Genomic DNA, 16,204 nt, shown 5'->3' on the forward strand with positions numbered 1-16,204 from the left:
TAAGTGGACAAAAAACTCGCACCCGGCGGGCGGCGGGCGGCGGTCGGCGGGCGGCGGTCAGCGGCGGGAGCGCCGCCTTGCCAGGAGCAGCGCGGCGCCGCCGAGCAGCAGGACACCGGCCCCGACGCCCGCGGCGGTGAGCAGGCCGTCGGCGCCGGTGGCCGGCAGCTGGCCCGAGACAGCTGCCGGGATGACGGCGGCCGGAACAATCACCGGAGCCGGATCCACCACGAAGGTCAGGTTCACCGGTGCCGATGCGGCGCCGTCGACCGCCTGGCTGACCGCCACCGTATGGTTTCCGGCCGGGAGCCCGGCCGGCAGCGGCATGCTCCAGGTGCCGTCCGCCGCGGCGAGCACTCTTGCGGCGCCGTCCACCGTGACCGTCACCGCCGCGCCCTTCAGGGCAGTGCCGGCGAGCTGCTGCGGTACCGCGTCGTGGGCGAAATGCTGGCCGTTGTGGATGTTGGTCACCGCGGGCGACGGCGGCACTACCGTGAAGGTCCGGCTCGCCGCCGGGCTGTCAGCGATGCCTGCTGCGGCCTGTACTGCCCTGACCGTCAAGGAGCCGAACCTCGCGGGCCCGGTTACGGGCACTGCCCAGGTGCCGTCGAGCCCCACCACGGCCTGGCCGGTGGCATCGCCGGAGAGTTCCACCGTGGCGCCGGGTGTTCCGGTCCCTTCGACGCGTTCGAGTGCCGTCAGGACGCCACCCTCCCTCGGGGCGGAAATGACAGGTGCGGGCAGCTCGGACGGCAGCACAGTGACGTCGAAAGAGCTGGCACCGGAGCGGCTGAAACCGTTGACCGTTTCGGCGGTGAACCGCAACCGGCCGGCCGGCGAGGGGGCAGTGAACTGCCACCGTCCGGAGGAGTCCACCGGCACGTCCGCGGACGGCTGCCCGGGCACCGTGATGCGGACCTTCGACCCCGCGGCGACAGCGGAGGCCGGAGCCGCGGCGACCTGCCCGGTGATGGTCTGGCCGACCGCAACTCCGCCGCCTTCGCTGGCCGGTCCCGTCAGTGCGGGTTTGTTGAGGAACAGCTCAAGCTGGATGCCCGGTAGCCGGGTCATGGCGTCCTCCAGGGTGGTGGCCACGGCAAAGTTCGCCGCCGAACCGGGGGCATCTCCCGCGGAGTGCGTGCCAACGGCGAAGTTTCCGCTGATCCAAGGTCCGCCGGAGTCGCCGCCGCTGGACTGGACGGAGTTGGAGAGGAAGCCGCGGAAAGCCCGAAGGTCGGAGGGGTCGGCGGTGATGCCGCCCACCACATAGATGCCTACTTCATCCACCGTGCCGCAGGACCAGCCGGCGGTGCGGCCGGACCGGCAGACGGCCTGCCCCGGCGACGGCGACGCCGTTCCGATGATCTTCACGGCCGTGGATCCGGGATCCGAGGGCGCATCCCAGCGGGTGGCGGCGGGCTGGACCTCGAGTCCTGACCGGATGCCCTCAATAACGGCGATGTCCGTCCCGATGTTCCCCGGATACTCTTCATCGCCGGTGATCCAGGAGTTGCCCGGGCCGCCGAACTGGCTGAACCCGAGGGTGCCCAGCAGTTTGTTCGCCGGCGATTCCGGCCGCTCCACGTTTGCCGTGGTGACCGTGCCGTCTTCGGTGCAGTGGCCCGCCGTGAGGACCAGTGGTTCGCCTTCCGGGCTGTAGGCGCCATAACCGGCGGAGCACACAATGCCGTTGTTGAGGACGTAGCCCTGCCCGCCGAAGAAGTCTTCCTCCGGGGCAAGCGGTTCGCCCTGCTCGAGACGGACGTTCGAGTAGCGCGCCACGAACTCGGACGGCGACGGCGGCGAAGCTGCGGGGGTGCCGCTGGCCGGGGTCTCCGGGGTGCCGCCGGCTTCCGGCTGGTTGGTGCCGCCGGTGCGGATCACAAAGCTGCCGTTGGCATACGCCACCGCCTGCAGGCCGTCGGCCCCGACTTCGCTGACGTAGTCGTTGAAAAGCTGGTCCGAGCTGGCGGCGACGCGGTCCGCCGCCACCGGTGCGGCCGGATCGGCGGGATCGTCCGGATCGGCGGGCGCGGCTTTGGAAGAAGGCGAAGTAGGCGAAGGCGATGCGGACGGTGCGGGACCTGCGGACAGGGCGCCGGCAGCTACCAGGACAAAGTCGCCGGGGCCGGCGGCATTGAGCTCAGCCACCCTGGCCGCAAGCTCCGGCCCGCCGCCTTCGACCACGATCCGGCCGTCTGCCAGGCTGATCCCCACATAGCCGGGCAAGGCACGCAAGGAGGCAACGGCGTCGGCCGCGCGTTTGCCCTGGTCACCGGCGGCGTTGAACTCGTCCAGCGTCATGCCCAGGTCGCGGAGGATGGCCTCCGTCAGCCCGGCGTCGCTGACGGCAGGCGCGGCGGGTGCGGATGCGGAAGAATCAGGTGCGGCGGGCGCGGACGGTGCCGAATCGCCAGCGACAGGGGCTGCCGGAGAACCGGACTCTGCGACGGCGGGAACCGCGAGGAACGTGGCCCCGAACGCCATGGCGGCGGTGGCGGCGAGTCCCAGGGCGCGGTGGAACGGATTCCGGCCGGAATGATGCGTCAAGGTGTCCCCCATGTTGTGTTCACGTCGTCATGCTGGTTGCCAGCCGGGTCCGGATGGCAGCCAATTCGGCCGCGGTGATGCCGTGCCGCAAAAGATAGTTCCGGGTGTCGAGTGTCCGGACGAACGCCAGGGTTCCGCCGCCGCGTTTCTCCAGCAGGGGCACCAAGGCTTCTTCCTCCAGGTAGCGCTCGTGTTTGTGCGGCGGGCCGGCTGTCCGGTGGCGCTCGTTGATGCCGCGCATGGCCGCCTGGTAGCCGGTCACGATCTCGGAATCGCCCGCTCCGGTGAGGTCCTGGAGCATGGCCGCCACCATTCCGCTGCGGTCGCGTCCGGCGGAGCAATGGATCACCACGCCGGCGGGCGCAGCGGCAACGGCCTTGAAGACGGCCACGAGCTTGTCCGGAAACAGCCGGGCGTTGGCGGCATAGCAGGCGGGATCGTTCAGGTACGGGGAACACAGTTCCTTGAACTCGGGGTGGTCCGGGTCTTCGGTGGGAGCCTGCACGACGTCGAACGCCGCCAGTACCTCCGCGCCCACCTCGGGATCGGTGTCCCTCAGTCCGTGTTCCGAAGGGTTCCGGAGGTCTATCACGGTGCGGACGCCGTCGTCGTACGCCTGTTTCCAGCCCGCCTCGGTGACCCATTCCCGGCGCCCCATCCGGAACACGCTGCCGGAAATGCGCCAGGCATTCACCGCTCCGTCCCAGTTCACGGGCTGTCCAGGCTGTTCCATCCAGACAGCTAATCACAGACCCCCGACATCCGGCACGGGTAGCTGCCGGAAAATAGGGTGGTGCGCGGCAAATAATCGGGTATTCCGGCCCGTGTCCGGCGGCCGGTTGCTGGCTGTACCGTTGGGCGTACTTGCGGCCTTGCCGCGGCCCGCGGCCTGCAGCCCGGTGCACAGTTCAGAACAAAGGGGAAACTGATGAGTGACCGGATATTACGACGGCGGTGCGCAGCATTCGCTGCCACCCTGGCAACGCTGACGCTGGCAGTGGGAACCGCGGCGGGTCCTGCGGGAGCCGCACCTGAGGGCGGACTTGATTACGTGGCCATCGGTGACTCCTACACTGCTGGGACCGGCGCCGGGGAAGCGGACCAACCGGATGAACCGACGTGTTGGCAGAGCACCCCGGGGTACGTCGGCGACGTCGACAAAACAGGCCGAGTGTCCCTGGTAGACAATGCCGCCTGCCATGGGGCACTCCTTTTGTCGGGCGACGACCCGCTCCAACAAAAAATCAGCGTTGAGGCCCAGCTCGCCGGGCTCGTGGCGGAGGACCATCTCGGCGCCTCCACCCAGCTGGTCACCATCACCGCCGGAGCCAATGACGCCGGAGTGAGCCCCGTACTGTTTGCCTGCGCAACCAATGGCGTGGAGGTGTGCGCCAACGCGGTCGCGGCGTCGGAGGGCTCGCTTGGACAGGTGGGCGCCGGGCTGGCGAGCGCCTACGCGACAATCCACGCGTTGGCTCCGAACGCGAAGATCGCGGTCCTGGGGTATCCCAGGCTGTTCGAACCGGCCGACGGGAATCCCTACTTTTCCGCGGACGAGCAGGTCCTGATCAACCGGGCCACCGACAGTCTCAACACCGCAATCGCCGGTGCCGTCGCCAGTGCCAAGGCCGGCGGGGCGGACGCCCAGTTCGTCGATGTGACCACCAGGTTTGCCGGGCACGCCGTGAACTCCGACGATCCCTGGATCGCCTACGACAGCGGCAACCCCCTGGCTGACACCAACTTCCACCCGAATCCCACCGGGCACCGGGCTTATGCCACGGCGGTTATGACCGAGGTCCAGCCGGCCAAATTGGCGCGGTAGAGGTCCTGTCAGTTCAGGCTCGCCTAGCGCCGCTTGGCGAGCCTGAACTCCAGGCCTGCGCGGACCATGGGCCACTCGTGCTCCAGGATCGAGAACACCACGGTGTCCCGTAGCTGCCCGTCCGCGGTCCGGGTGTGGCTGCGCAGCACGCCGTCCTGCTTGGCTCCCAGCCGCGCAATCGCCTCCCGTGACTGGTGGTTGAGCCAGTGCGTCCGGAACTCGACAGCCGGGCACCCCAGCGTTTCAAAGGCATGCCGCAGGAGCAGCAGCTTCGAGTCCGCGTTCGTTCCGGTGCCGTGCGAAGACGCAGCATTCCACGTGGAACCGATCTCCACGCGGGGAGTGGCGGCGTCGATGTTCATATAGGTGGTCATCCCGATCACCCTGCCGGGGCCGCCGGTGGCGGGGTCCAGGAGGCGCGCGGTGAACGGCAGCATGGAGCCGGTTTCCTGGAGCCGGAGTCGCCGGTCGATCTCCGCGGCCATGCCTTCCGGGGTGGGCACGCTGGTGTACCAGAGCTTCCAGAGCTCGCCGTCGCCGGCGGCGTCCACCAGTCCGCCGTGGTGCGCGCGGCTCAACGGCTCGAGCACAACGTGTTGGCCGGTCAGCGTGATGGGTTCGATGGAAGTCACCGGACCATCCTAGGGGGCAGAGGCTAGGCTGTTGGGATGATCACAGTTGCGGGAACCGTCAGCTCTCCCCTCGGGGCAGAGGAAGCCTTCACCTACCTGTCAGCCTTCGAGCACACCGCGGAATGGGATCCGGGCACGCCCGTGGTGAAGAAGCTCTCCGAGGGGCCGGTTGCCGTGGGCCACCGGTACCACGCCGAAGCGGAATTCCGGGGCAAGCGGCAGACCCTCATCTACGAAGTGGTGGAGCTGACCCGCAACCACATCAAGCTCCGCGGCGAAAACAAGACGGTGATCTCCGAGGACTCCATCGACGTCTCGCCGGACGGGACCGGCTGCACCGTGAAGTACACGGCGGAGTTCCAGCTCAAGGGCGCCCTCAAACTCATTGAACCGTTCATGAAGCCGGCCTTTATGTCACTCCGGGATCCCGCGATGAACGGCCTGAAGTCCGCCCTCGACGCCCGGGCCGGGAGCTAGGCGGGAACACCGCCGTCGAGCCTTAGGCCGGCCAGTCGAAGAAGCCCTTTCCGGTCTTGCGGCCCAGCTCGCCGCGGGCCACCTTGTCGCGCAGGATCTGCGGCGGCGCGAAGCGCTCCCCCAGGGTCGACTGCAGGTACTCGGCAATGCCCAGCCGGACGTCCAGGCCCACGATGTCCGTGGTGCGCAGCGGACCGGTGGGGTGCTTGTAACCCAGCACCATGGCGTTGTCGATGTCCTCGGCGGACGCGACGCCTTCCTCCACCATGCGCATCGCTTCCAGGGCGATGGCCACACCCAGGCGTGACGAGGCAAAACCGGGGGCGTCATTGACGACGACGGCGGTCTTGCCGAGTGCCTCCACCCACCTTTTCGCTGCGGCGGCAAGGTCCGGGGACGTCTGTTCGCCGAGCACCACCTCGATGAGCGTTGACGCCGGAACCGGGTTGAAGAAGTGCAGGCCCAGGAAGTTTCCCGGCCGCTTCAGTTCACGGGCCAGGCCGTTGACGGACAGCGAGGACGTGTTGGAGGCCAGGTAGGCGTCGTCGGAGAGGCGCTCCTCGATTCCGCGGAGGGAGGCGACCTTCAGGTCCCAGTCCTCGGGAACGGCCTCGACCACCAGCTGGCGGTCCTTGAAGTCGTCATAGTCCACCGTCACGGAGAGCCGCGAGACCATTTCGTCCAGGTTGCCGTCCGTGGCGCCGCGCTCGATGCTCTTGGCAGCGGCGGACTCCACGCGTTCCCGGGCTGCTTCGGCCGAGGCCTCGTCCCGCTCTACCACCAGGACGTTGGCGCCGTTGATCAGGAAGGCATGGGCGATGCCGGCCCCCATCCGGCCGCCGCCGAGGACACCGACTGTTGCGGGAAGGTCCGCCGGAAGTACGGAGTTGCTCATGGTTACTTCGTCCCGTCTGACTGGTCTGATTTTTTAGTTGCTTTTTTGTCCAGGAAAGCCTGCATCCGGTCGAACTTCGCCTGGGACTCGAACAGGATGCCCTGCGCCAGCTGGTCGATCAGCGGGTGCGCCTCGGCCGGTGCGTGGAACACGGACTTGGTGATCCGCACGGCCAGCGGGTCCTGCCGGGCAATGCGGTCCGCGAGGCTGTGCGCGCCATCCATCAGCACGGGCGCCTCGTGGATTTCGGTGATGAGGTTGACGGCCAGGGCCTGCTCGGCACGCAGCACCAGGCCGGCCAGCAGGATCTGCTTGGCCACCGGTTCGCCCACCAGCTCCTTCAGCCGCCAGCTGGCGCCGGCCGCGGCGAGGATACCCAGTCCGGTTTCGGGGTTGCCGATGCGGACGCTGGGCGTGCCGATTCGGAAGTCCGCGGCGTAGGCGAGCTCCGCGCCGCCGCCGAGGCAGTAGCCGTCCAGTGCGGCAATGACGGGCATGGGCAGCTTGGCGATCCGGACGAAGATCGTGGAGTTGATGCCCTGCAGTGCATCGTCCCGGCGCCGTTCGCGCAGCTGGGCGATGTCCGCACCCGAGGCGAAGACGCCGTCCACGCCCGCAATGATCAGTACCTTCGGGTTCTGCTCCAGCGCGGCGCACACGGCGTGGAGTTCATCCACCATCTGCTGGTCGATGGCGTTCCGGACCTCCGGGCGGTTGAGGAGCACCACCACGCGGTCGTCACGCTCCTCGACCAGGAGGGTTGTGAAGTCCCGGGTGCTCAGGTCCGTGGTGCTCAGGTCCTGGGTGCTCACGTGTCCGTTCGCGCTGTCCGGGGCCGCCATTACACGCGCTCCAGCAGCATCGCGGTGCCCTGGCCCACGCCGATGCACATGGTGGCGAGGCCCATCCTGGCGTCCTCGCGTTCCATGCGACCCAGCAAGGTGATCGCGATCCGTGAGCCGCTGGAACCGAGCGGATGCCCCAGGCTGATGGCGCCGCCGTCGCGGTTGACGATGTCCGGGTCCAGGCCCAGCCGGCGCATGCTGGCCAGCGACTGGGTGGCAAACGCCTCGTTAAGTTCGACGGCGCCAAGGTCACCGACGCTGTAGCCGCTCCGGCCCAGCACCTTCTGGGTGGCGGGCACGGGGCCGATGCCCATGATCTCCGGTTCGCAGCCGGCGGAGGCGCCGTCGATGATGCGGGCCCGCGGGGTGAGGCCGAGCTTCTGGATGGCCGCCTCGGACGCGACGATGATGGCGGAGGCGCCGTCGTTCAGCGTGGAGGAGTTGCCGGCGGTGACGATCGATCCGCCCTTGACCACGGGGCGGAGTCCGGAGAGAACGTCCATGGTGGTGCCGGCGCGGGGGCCTTCGTCGGTGTCCACCACGGCTTCGCCCTTGCGGGTCTTGACCGTCACGGGGACGATTTCGTCCTTGAACCGGCCGGCGGCGATGGCCGCGAGCGAGCGTTCGTGGGAGCGTACGGCGAAGGCGTCGGCGTCTTCGCGGGAGATTCCGTCCACGCGGCCCACTTCCTCAGCCGTTTCCGGCATGGAGTAGGTCATTTTGCCGTCCCGGGACAGCTCGCCCTTCTGGAACAGCGGGTTGGCGAAGCGCCAGCCGATGGAGGTGTCAAAGATGGCACCGGGCTTGGCGAAGGCGGTCTGCGGCTTCTCCTGCACCCAGGGTGCCCGGCTCATCGATTCCACGCCGCCGGCGATCACGATGTCCGCAGCACCGGACTTGATCATCTGGCTGGCCATGATGATGGCGCTCAGGCCGGAGGCGCACAGCCGGTTGACCGTGATGCCCGGGATGTGGAGGGGCAGCCCGGCGAGCAGGGTGGCCATGCGGGCCACGTTGCGGTTTTCCTCGCCTGCGCCGTTCGCGTTGCCGAGGATCACTTCGTCGATGGAATCGGGGTCAAGGCCTGCGCGGGAAACGGCTTCGCGGACCACGAGGGCGGCAAGGTCGTCCGGGCGAACGGCCGAGAGCGCGCCTCCGTAGCGGCCCACGGGTGTCCGGGCACCGCCCACCAAAAATGCCTGCGGTCCTGCTACTGCTGAGGCCATGGAAACACCCTTCACGCGATTAACGGCAATGTCATCTGCGGCGCCAAACAGCGTTTGAATCACAAGCGCTAATTTACCGACCGTTCGTTCTATAAAGATTACACGGCGGCCGCAAGGGGTCAACCGGGCCTTCTCCCTTCCCGGCTGGAGTTTTTGTCCACTTATCGCGAGATGAGGCCCTTTTTGGTCGCGATAAGTGGACAAAAACTCCGAAAGTTACAGCACCACGACGCCGAGATGGGCCGCCAGCAACGGCGCCAGGAGGCTCAGCTGGTAGTCGTCGATCACCACGCCGGACATGCTTTCAAGTCCGCTGATGGTCCGGAAGTCGGTGGTCCTCAGGTCGAAGTCTTTGAGTTTGGCGCCGGCAAGATCCAGGGTGCCGATGGTGCAGTTCTTCAGCGCAACCCGGGTGCCCGTCACCGAGCCGAGGTCCAGCTCGTTGATGATGCAGTCGCTGATCTGTACATCCGTCAGCCTGGAGCCGCGCAGGTTCACGTAGTCCAGCTTGCCGCCGTCGATCCGCACCGAGGTCCAGCCGCTCTCATACAGCTCCGCCGAACCCCACCTGGGATTATTGATCTCCACATCGCGAAGCGTGGCCCGCGCAGCCTCGAACACCGGGGCGTAGGCCTCGGCCAGGATGCAGTCCCGGAACGTCGCACCGCGGAGCTGGGTTTCGTTGAACGAGACCCCGTCGAATTCACACTCGGCGAAGTCCGTGCCGCCCAGCTCCAAACCGTCGGCATCAGCGCGGCGGAACCTCACGCCGTCGTATCTTTCACCGCGCCTGAAATCCGGGGAGGCCTCGTCGCGGAGTTCCTCGAGCCGGACCGGCGAAAGCCTGGGGGCTGTCACCTTGGGAGCCTTCCCCGCGGCCGTTCGCCCCGCGGCCTGCCTGCCGGTCATCAGAGGGACTCGGCCTTCGCCGCAATGTCGGCAAGGTCCTTGGCCAGCGCCTTTTTGGTGATGCTCATACCGAGCCGCCCGAACAGCGCCATCATGACCTTGCTCAGGAGGGTGGGTTTGACCATCTCGGCACCGAAGGTCAGCGCGAGGTCCGTCCCGCCGTCGCGCTCGGCAAGGACAAACCGCGTGGTGTAGTCCGCGCCGCTTTGCAGCGCCTTGACCGTCGTGCTGCCGGCCCGGGATGCCGACGGCGGCTCGGCCTGCGACACCCACATTTCCACGGTTTCGGCCCGTCCCATCATGGTGCGGGTTTCCTTCCAGCGCGTGCCTTCGCCGTATCCGCCCTCGCTCAGCATCTGGATGGAGTCGACGCCGGAGAGGGTGGCGGCCGAGCCCGGGATGTCCGAGATCACGGCCCAGACCTTGTCCGGGCTGGCATTGATGTGGCGCGTGAGGGTGGTCTTGTGATCCATGCCCCGAGCCTATCGGGCGGCGCCGACAACCGCGCCTGAATGCGCCCCCGCTACCGCAGCGGGTCCGCCGAAGTCAGCCGAACCGGCTGAAACCAATCACCCAAAGTGGCACATCCGCTGCCAGATTTAGTAAGCATGCTTTGTGTTATGGTGAAACTGCTTAGTTTTTTTACCGGCAACGAAAGGTGGAACACACCATGGGTATCGGCGACAAAATTCAGAACGAAGCAGAGCACCTCGGCGGCAAGGCCAAGGAAGCGGCCGGCAACGCCACGGACAATGACCGTCTGCGCGCGGAGGGTCAGAAGGACCAGGTTGTTGCTGACGCCAAGAAAGTTGGCGAAAACGTGAAGGACGAGTTCAAAAGAGACTAAAGCGCCTCGGGCGGCGGCCACGGCCGTTGCCGGGGAAAGGTGGCGGGCATTCCTTATGGGGGGTGCCCGCCTTTTTTTGTGAGATTCTCGGGGAGACAGCATCCGACGACGGAAAGTCCGCGCCATGACAATCATTGATCTCAGCGGACCCGGCACGTCAGCGGGCTCCCCAAACCTCCGCGGCTACCTCGCGGAACCCGAAGCAACGGGGCCGTTTCCCGCCGTCCTGATGATCCACGAGGCGTTCGGCCTCAACGACATTGCGCGGCGCCAGGCGGACCGGCTGGCAGTGGCCGGCTACCTGACACTGGCCGTGGACCTCTTCAGCGACGGCGGACCGCGCCGCTGCCTGGTCTCCACCATGCGGTCGCTCCTTTCCGGCTCAGGCAAGGCCTTCACGGACCTGGCCACCGCGCACGCCTGGCTGGAGCAGTCGGGTCGCACCAACGGCAAAGTCGGGGTGATCGGATTCTGCATGGGCGGCGGCTTTGCCCTGCTCGTGGCCAGGGACGGCTTCGACGCGGCAGCCGTCAACTACGGCAGGCTGCCCAAAAACCCGGAAGCGGCCCTGCTCGGCGCGTGTCCCGTGGTGGGCAACTTCGGCAAGGCGGACCGCCCCCTGCCCGGAGCCGCGGCCAGGTTGGAAACCGCGCTGGACACGCTGGGCATCGAGCACGACATCAAGGAATTCGACGGCGCCGGCCACGCATTCATGAACGACGCCGAGGAGGGGCCCCGTGCGCTCTGCCCGCTCTTCCGCGTGATGGGAATCAAGCCGGATCCGGACGCGGCGGCGGAAGCCTGGCAGCGGATCGAGGACCATTTCGCCAAGCACCTAAGGGATTAGCGGAGGAGCGCGAACGGACACTTGAGGCCCCCGCCACGAGGGGTCCGCAAGTGTCCGTTCGCGCTCCCCTAAGGGAAGCACGACGACGGCGGGCCGCCCCCGAAAGGGTGACCCGCCGTCGTCGTACTGCTTAGGTGAAACGCACTAGCTGAAGAGTTCGTTCTTCGGTTCGTTGTTCCTGACCTTCTGCCAGCCGAGCCACAGCACGAGGGCGAAGAACGGGATGGTGGCGAGCGTCCAGAGGCCAAGGTGGAAGACTTCGCCGGTCTTGCTGGTCATGGTGTCGAAGCCGATCAGCACCGTGATGGCCAGCAGGGCAATGAGGCCGGCCCAGCTGCTCCAGGTTCCGCCGGGCGCGGGCAGGGAGGAGACCTTGCCCTTCTTCTTGCGCAGCGCGATCTGGCTGGCGAAGATGGCGCCCCAGGTGAAGATCACGCCAATGGATGCTGAGTTGAGCGCGAGGTCGAAGGCGTGCGAGCCGCCGAGCCAGATGTTGAGCAGGATGCCCACCAGGTAGACGGCACCGATGGCCAGGATGGCGGCGTACGGCACGTGGCTCTTGGACATCCTGGTCAGCCACTCCGGAGCGTGTCCGTTGTTGGCCATGGTGCGGAAGATCCGGCCGATCGAGTACAGGCCCGAGTTGCAGGAGGACAGCGCGGCGGTGATGACGATCATGTTCATGACGTCGCCCATCCAGCCCAGGCCCATCTGGCCGAACACGGTGACGAACGGCGAGGTGCCGGCAACATACTGGTCCGAGGGCAGCAGCATGGCCAGGAGGGTCACGGACCCGACATAGAACACCACGATGCGGAAGACGACGGCGCGGATGGCCTTGGGCACTTCCTTGGCCGGGTCCTGCATTTCGCCGGCCGTGATGCCCACGAGCTCAATGCCGTTGTAGGCGAAGATCACGGCGTTCAGGACGAGGATCATCACCAGCGCGCCCTTGGGGAACATCCCGCCTTCGGCTGCGAAGAGGTTGCTGACCGAAGCGTTGCCGTCGCCCACCTGGGCGTTGGTGACCACCATGAAGGTGCCCACGGCCAGGAAGATCACGATGGCGCCGACCTTGAGGCAGGAGGCCCAGAATTCGAATTCGCCGAACGCCTTGACGCTCAGGAGGTTGACGCCCACGAGCAGCAGCAGCGCTGCGATGGCGGACAGTTCAACGGGCACGTTGGGGAAGAAGAACTGGAAGTAGAGTCCGATCGCGATGAGTTCGGCGATGCCGGTCATGGCCCAGTTGATGAAATACATCCATCCGGACAGGTACGCGCCCTTCTTGCCGAACATCTCGCCGGCATAGCTCACGAAGGAGCCGGAGGTCTGGCGGTACATGATGAGTTCACCCAGGGCGCGCATCAGCAGGTAGGCGATGACGCCGGCGATGGCGTAGGAGAAGATCAGCGCGGGGCCCGTGGAGGCAAGGCGTCCGCCGGCACCCATGAAGAGGCCGACGCCGATGGCGCCGCCCATGGCGATCATGGTGACCTGGCGGCCGCTGAGGGACTTCTTGTAGCCCTCGGCGCTGAGGGTGGAGTCGACGACGGCGGATTGCGCCGGCGGGCTCACGAGTTCTGTGGGGGTACTTTGTGGCACAACTGTTCCTTGTGGGTCGGGGGATGGCCGGCTCAGGAACGCGGAGTTTTTGTCCAGATAATTCGGGTTTATCCCCCGTTTGGGGCAATTATCTGGACAAAAACTCGCAAGGCGTCGAAGTTCGCGCGGCCTCCCCAGTTTACAAGGCCCGCAGAACCGTCAGTGACGCAGACAACAGGTGGAAGGAGTTATGCCGAACAAATTCATCTATCGGGCCGACATTCGCAGAATAATATTCTGATGATTGTCGATCTGGACGTCATAGCTGGTCAGAGGTTCGGCGCCGGTGGTGGAGCAGCCGGTGTCCAGCCTGAAGGCGTTCTGGTGCAGCGGGCACAGGACCAGGTCCTGGTCGATGGTGCCGTCCGCGATCGGGCCGCCCTTATGCGGGCACACGGCGGACAGCGCCCGCAGGCTGCCGTCGCGGAGCCGGAAGACCGCCACCTGTTCGCCGTCGACGCCGAACGCCCGCCCCTCCCCGAACGGGACCTGGTCCACGGGGCCGAGGTTGTATCCCGCGTTCATCGGACCGGCACCTGGGGCAGCACCGTGAGCGGCAGGGACGTGCGGAACTGCCCCGGCGTGAGCGGATCGTCACGTTCGGTCCACGGGTCCACGTAGCTGTCCACGGAGGCCTGCATTGCCGCGTCCAGCCCGGCCGCGAGGCCTCCGGCATCGTCCACCACCACGGCGCGGATATGGTCGATGCCCACCCGGGGCACGAAGGAGTAGGTGCGCTCCAGCCAGTTGGCGTTTTCCCGGTAGTACTGCATGAACCGGCCGGTCAGCACCTTCACCTCCTCGGGGTCATCAACGGTGGCCAGCAGGTCGCCCTTACGGATGTGGGCGCCGGCCGCTCCCCCGACGTAGATTTCCCAGCGGCCGCCTTCCACTGCCACCACGCCCACGTCCTTGACCAGCGACTCGGCGCAGTTCCGCGGACAGCCCGAGACGGCCAGCTTCAGCTTGGCCGGCGCCTCGATCCCCTGGAACCGCGACTCGATCTCGATCCCCAGCTTGGTGGAGTCGCCGGTGCCGTACCGGCAAAAGTCCTTGCCCACGCAGGTTTTCACGGTGCGGAAGCTCTTCCCGTACGCGTAGCCGGAGGGCATGTCCAGGTCCGCCCACACCTGCGGCAGGTCCTCCTTGGGAACACCCAGCAGGTCGATGCGCTGCCCTCCCGTCAGCTTGATCAGCGGAATATTGTGCTTTTCGGCGACGTCGGCAATCCGGCGCAGCTGCTGGACCGACGTCACGCCGCCCTTCATCTGCGGAACCACGGAGAAGGTGCCGTCCCGCTGGATGTTGGCGTGGACGCGGTCGTTGATGAACCGGGCGTCCCGCTCGTCGATGTACTGGTCCGCGAGCATCATCTTCATCAGGGACGCGAGGCCCATCTTGGATTTGGCATCCTCCGCGCTGCCGGGCGCCAGCGCGGCGAACACGGCGGACACGGAGCGGAGGCCCTGCTTGCGGATGGCGGCCATCAACGAGGGCTTGTCCAGCGGGATGCCCGGGACGTAGTAGCTGGCTGCCGGGTCCTCCTCCACCGAACCGTCCGCGGCCCATTCCACCACCTGCTTCACCAGCAGCTTGCAGGAACCGCAGCCCTTGCCTGCACGGGTGGCGTCCATGGCTCCGGCCACGGTGTTGCACCCGCCCTTGACCACGTCCACCAGGGATTTCTTGCTGACGCCGTTGCAGTTGCAGACCTGCGCGTCATCGCTGAGCTCGGCCACACCCTGCTCTTCGGCGGGGCCGCCAAGGTCGAACATGAGCGAGATCCGCTCCTCCGGCAGCGGGAGCCCCTTGTCGAAGGCCTGGGTCAGGTAGGCCACCTTGCGGCTGTCACCGAGGAGGGTGGCGCCCACCATTTTGTTGTCGCGGATGACGATGGACTTGAACACGCCGCGGCTGGGTTCGGAGAACACGATATGTTCGTCCGTCTCGCGCTCCGGGCCCGTCAGGCCCATGGATGCGACTTCGACGCCGGCAACCTTGAGTTTGGTGGCGGTCCGGGAACCCAGGTATGCCGCGGTGGTGTCCGCGCCGGTGACGTGGTCGGCGAGCACCACGGCCTGTTCCCAGAGCGGTGCCACCAGACCATAGACCTCGCCGCGGTGCTGGACGCATTCGCCCACGGCATAGATGCTGTCCTCGTCCACCACGCGCAGCTGGTCATCCACCACAATGGCCCGCTCCACGTGCAGGCCGCTCAGCACGGCGAGGTCCACGTTGGGGCGGATTCCTGCGGCCACTACCACCATGTCGCAGCCGATGTCAGGCCGGTCCCGCAGCCGGACCCCGGCGACCCTGTCCGTTCCCAGGACGGCGGTGGTGCGGCTGCCGGTGTGCACCCGGATGCCGAGGCCCTCGACGCTCCGGCGCAGGATGGCTCCGCCGTCTGGCCCCATCTGGGCGTTCATGAGGTGCGCGCCGGAGTGGACCACGTCGACGTCGACGCCATGGTTTTGGAGACCGCGCGCCGCTTCCAGCCCCAGCAGGCCGCCGCCGATCACCACGGCCCGGTGGTGATTTTCGTACTGCGCGTGCTCCACCATGTTGCGGGTGTCGTCGATGGTGCGGAACGTGAAGACGCCGGGTTTGATCGAGCCGCTGGGGGTGTAGAGGCCGTCCATCGGAGGCATGAACGACTGGCTGCCGGTGGCGATAATCAGGACGTCGTACGGGACCACGTGGCCGTTGTTGGCGAAGACGTATTTGGTGAAGCGGTCGATCCGTTCCACCCGGACGCCGGCGTGCAGGGTGATGTTGTTGTCCTGGTACCAGTGCAGGGAGTTCAGGAAGATGTCCGCGTCGCTTTCCTCGCCGGAAAGGACGTGGCTGAGCATGATCCGGTTGTAATTGCCGTAGGGCTCGTCGCCGAACATCGTGATGGTGAACTGCTCGGCGCCGCCGCGGGCCAGGATCTCCTCCACGGCACGGGCACCGGCCATGCCGTTGCCAATCACCACCATCCGACGGCGGGCGTCCGGCTTTCCCGGCGGCCGCCTGCCCTTCGCGAGGGGGACCGGGTTCCGCTGCCACTGTCCTGCAGTCTGCGTCTTGCGCTTGTTTTCGTCGGCGACGGTGGTCATCAGTGTTCCACCATGCCCAGGTCGATGACCACGTAGCCCGTGACGCCGTCGGCCGCCAGGAGGAACACCTCAATCACCGAGCCGCCTTCGATGTCCTCCACCACGCGGAGCGGCACGTGGACGTCGCTCTTGGCGCCGATGGGGAAATACCGCATGGGCACGCCGTCGCGCATCAGGACCGCGGTGATCAGCTCGGAACTGGAGTTGCCGCCCCGGAAGTAGAGGGTCTGGTTGATGATTCCGTCCGGAACGAAGTGCGCGAGCTCCCGGTGGATGGGAACGGGCTTTTCAAGTCCGGCTCCCTCGAAGGGGAAGACGCCCTGCAGGAATAGGTTCTTGGTGATCACGGGAGGGATCCTTTCGGCCGGCTGGGTAGAGGCCCGGCGGCGGTGCGCGCGGGTGCTACTTGAGCGTGGGAATCACTGACTCCCTTCCATCCTGCTCCGCA

At 66.9% G+C, this 16,204-nt stretch carries 16 protein-coding genes; 4 read left to right on the forward strand and 12 right to left on the reverse strand.

The features are described 5' to 3' along the window. Positions 1–57 precede the first annotated feature (57 nt). Both RW112_RS05025 and RW112_RS05030 read right to left on the reverse strand, forming a co-directional pair. Positions 58–2,550, reverse strand: a complete 2,493-nt coding sequence (locus tag RW112_RS05025) for a trypsin-like serine protease (protein WP_317780675.1) — start codon at positions 2,548–2,550, stop codon at positions 58–60. Positions 2,551–2,569: 19 nt separating this feature from the next. Next, entirely contained in the window at positions 2,570–3,283 is a 714-nt protein-coding gene (locus tag RW112_RS05030; protein ID WP_317780676.1) for a tyrosine-protein phosphatase, read from the reverse strand. Between the two features lie 195 nt (positions 3,284–3,478). Between RW112_RS05030 and RW112_RS05035 the strand changes: the two genes are divergently transcribed. Continuing rightward, entirely contained in the window at positions 3,479–4,375 is an 897-nt protein-coding gene (locus RW112_RS05035; RefSeq protein ID WP_317780678.1) for an SGNH/GDSL hydrolase family protein, read from the forward strand. 23 nt (positions 4,376–4,398) lie between these two features. Here the strand turns inward: RW112_RS05035 and RW112_RS05040 are convergent, their stop codons facing one another. Then, complete coding sequence (locus RW112_RS05040; RefSeq protein WP_317780679.1) at positions 4,399–5,007, reverse strand: GNAT family protein; 609 nt, start codon at positions 5,005–5,007, stop codon at positions 4,399–4,401. A gap of 36 nt (positions 5,008–5,043) precedes the next feature. On the opposite strand from RW112_RS05040, the gene RW112_RS05045 reads away from it, so the two are divergent. Then, positions 5,044–5,484 carry an SRPBCC family protein gene (locus RW112_RS05045; protein WP_317780680.1) on the forward strand — a complete coding sequence of 147 codons (441 nt, stop codon included), beginning with the start codon at positions 5,044–5,046 and terminating at the stop codon, positions 5,482–5,484. Between the two features lie 22 nt (positions 5,485–5,506). On the opposite strand, the gene RW112_RS05050 is transcribed toward RW112_RS05045, so the two are convergent. From RW112_RS05050 to RW112_RS05070, 5 genes are all read right to left on the reverse strand, one after another. Then, on the reverse strand, positions 5,507–6,379 hold the full coding sequence (locus tag RW112_RS05050; RefSeq protein ID WP_317780681.1) for a 3-hydroxyacyl-CoA dehydrogenase family protein: 873 nt from the start codon (positions 6,377–6,379) through the stop codon (positions 5,507–5,509). Positions 6,380–6,381: 2 nt separating this feature from the next. Further along, entirely contained in the window at positions 6,382–7,221 is an 840-nt protein-coding gene (locus tag RW112_RS05055) for an enoyl-CoA hydratase/isomerase family protein (RefSeq protein ID WP_411709853.1), read from the reverse strand. Continuing rightward, positions 7,221–8,450 (reverse strand): thiolase family protein, encoded by a 1,230-nt coding sequence (locus RW112_RS05060; RefSeq protein ID WP_317780683.1) that lies wholly within the window; start codon positions 8,448–8,450, stop codon positions 7,221–7,223. The genes RW112_RS05055 and RW112_RS05060 overlap by 1 nt, the downstream gene beginning before the upstream one ends. A 216-nt stretch (positions 8,451–8,666) precedes the next feature. Continuing rightward, positions 8,667–9,359 carry a pentapeptide repeat-containing protein gene (locus RW112_RS05065; RefSeq protein ID WP_317780684.1) on the reverse strand — a complete coding sequence of 231 codons (693 nt, stop codon included), beginning with the start codon at positions 9,357–9,359 and terminating at the stop codon, positions 8,667–8,669. Then, positions 9,359–9,832: an SRPBCC family protein gene (locus RW112_RS05070; protein WP_317780685.1), complete on the reverse strand. Its 474-nt coding sequence runs from the start codon at positions 9,830–9,832 to the stop codon at positions 9,359–9,361. Before RW112_RS05070 ends, RW112_RS05065 begins: the two co-directional genes overlap by 1 nt. Before the next feature lie 197 nt (positions 9,833–10,029). Here RW112_RS05070 and RW112_RS05075 point away from each other — a divergent pair, with 197 nt between their 5' ends. Further along, on the forward strand, positions 10,030–10,206 hold the full coding sequence (locus RW112_RS05075) for a CsbD family protein (RefSeq protein ID WP_011693098.1): 177 nt from the start codon (positions 10,030–10,032) through the stop codon (positions 10,204–10,206). Between the two features lie 124 nt (positions 10,207–10,330). Further along, positions 10,331–11,053 (forward strand): dienelactone hydrolase family protein, encoded by a 723-nt coding sequence (locus RW112_RS05080; protein ID WP_317780686.1) that lies wholly within the window; start codon positions 10,331–10,333, stop codon positions 11,051–11,053. A 144-nt stretch (positions 11,054–11,197) separates the two neighbouring features. Here RW112_RS05080 and RW112_RS05085 read toward each other — a convergent pair whose 3' ends face one another. The 4 genes from RW112_RS05085 to RW112_RS05100 all read right to left on the reverse strand — a co-directional run bounded on the left by RW112_RS05085 (position 11,198) and on the right by RW112_RS05100 (position 16,103). Beyond that, entirely contained in the window at positions 11,198–12,658 is a 1,461-nt protein-coding gene (locus RW112_RS05085) for an amino acid permease (RefSeq protein ID WP_317780687.1), read from the reverse strand. Positions 12,659–12,865: 207 nt separating this feature from the next. Continuing rightward, positions 12,866–13,183, reverse strand: a complete 318-nt coding sequence (locus tag RW112_RS05090) for a Rieske (2Fe-2S) protein (protein WP_317780688.1) — start codon at positions 13,181–13,183, stop codon at positions 12,866–12,868. Next, positions 13,180–15,636, reverse strand: coding sequence for a nitrite reductase large subunit NirB (nirB, locus tag RW112_RS05095; RefSeq protein ID WP_317780834.1), 2,457 nt, complete (start codon positions 15,634–15,636; stop codon positions 13,180–13,182). Before nirB ends, RW112_RS05090 begins: the two co-directional genes overlap by 4 nt. 119 nt (positions 15,637–15,755) lie before the next feature. After that, positions 15,756–16,103, reverse strand: a complete 348-nt coding sequence (locus tag RW112_RS05100; RefSeq protein ID WP_317780689.1) for a molybdopterin oxidoreductase — start codon at positions 16,101–16,103, stop codon at positions 15,756–15,758. Between the last annotated feature and the right edge of the window lie 101 nt (positions 16,104–16,204).

The organism is Arthrobacter sp. B10-11 (assembly GCF_033142195.1).
Lineage (GTDB): Bacteria > Actinomycetota > Actinomycetes > Actinomycetales > Micrococcaceae > Arthrobacter > Arthrobacter oryzae_C.

Bases quoted from the DNA above. Each gene is read 5' to 3' on its own strand.
- RW112_RS05045 (WP_317780680.1), top strand. From the start codon at position 5,044: ATGATCACAGTTGCGGGAACCGTCAGCTCTCCCCTCGGGGCAGAGGAA.
- RW112_RS05035 (WP_317780678.1), top strand. From the start codon at position 3,479: ATGAGTGACCGGATATTACGACGGCGGTGCGCAGCATTCGCTGCCACC.
- RW112_RS05065 (WP_317780684.1), bottom strand. From the start codon at position 9,359: ATGACCGGCAGGCAGGCCGCGGGGCGAACGGCCGCGGGGAAGGCTCCC.
- RW112_RS05070 (WP_317780685.1), bottom strand. From the start codon at position 9,832: ATGGATCACAAGACCACCCTCACGCGCCACATCAATGCCAGCCCGGAC.
- RW112_RS05080 (WP_317780686.1), top strand. From the start codon at position 10,331: ATGACAATCATTGATCTCAGCGGACCCGGCACGTCAGCGGGCTCCCCA.
- RW112_RS05055 (WP_411709853.1), bottom strand. From the start codon at position 7,221: ATGGCGGCCCCGGACAGCGCGAACGGACACGTGAGCACCCAGGACCTG.
- RW112_RS05075 (WP_011693098.1), top strand. From the start codon at position 10,030: ATGGGTATCGGCGACAAAATTCAGAACGAAGCAGAGCACCTCGGCGGC.
- RW112_RS05090 (WP_317780688.1), bottom strand. From the start codon at position 13,183: ATGAACGCGGGATACAACCTCGGCCCCGTGGACCAGGTCCCGTTCGGG.
- RW112_RS05050 (WP_317780681.1), bottom strand. From the start codon at position 6,379: ATGAGCAACTCCGTACTTCCGGCGGACCTTCCCGCAACAGTCGGTGTC.
- RW112_RS05030 (WP_317780676.1), bottom strand. From the start codon at position 3,283: ATGGAACAGCCTGGACAGCCCGTGAACTGGGACGGAGCGGTGAATGCC.
- nirB (WP_317780834.1), bottom strand. From the start codon at position 15,636: ATGGTGGTGATTGGCAACGGCATGGCCGGTGCCCGTGCCGTGGAGGAG.
- RW112_RS05060 (WP_317780683.1), bottom strand. From the start codon at position 8,450: ATGGCCTCAGCAGTAGCAGGACCGCAGGCATTTTTGGTGGGCGGTGCC.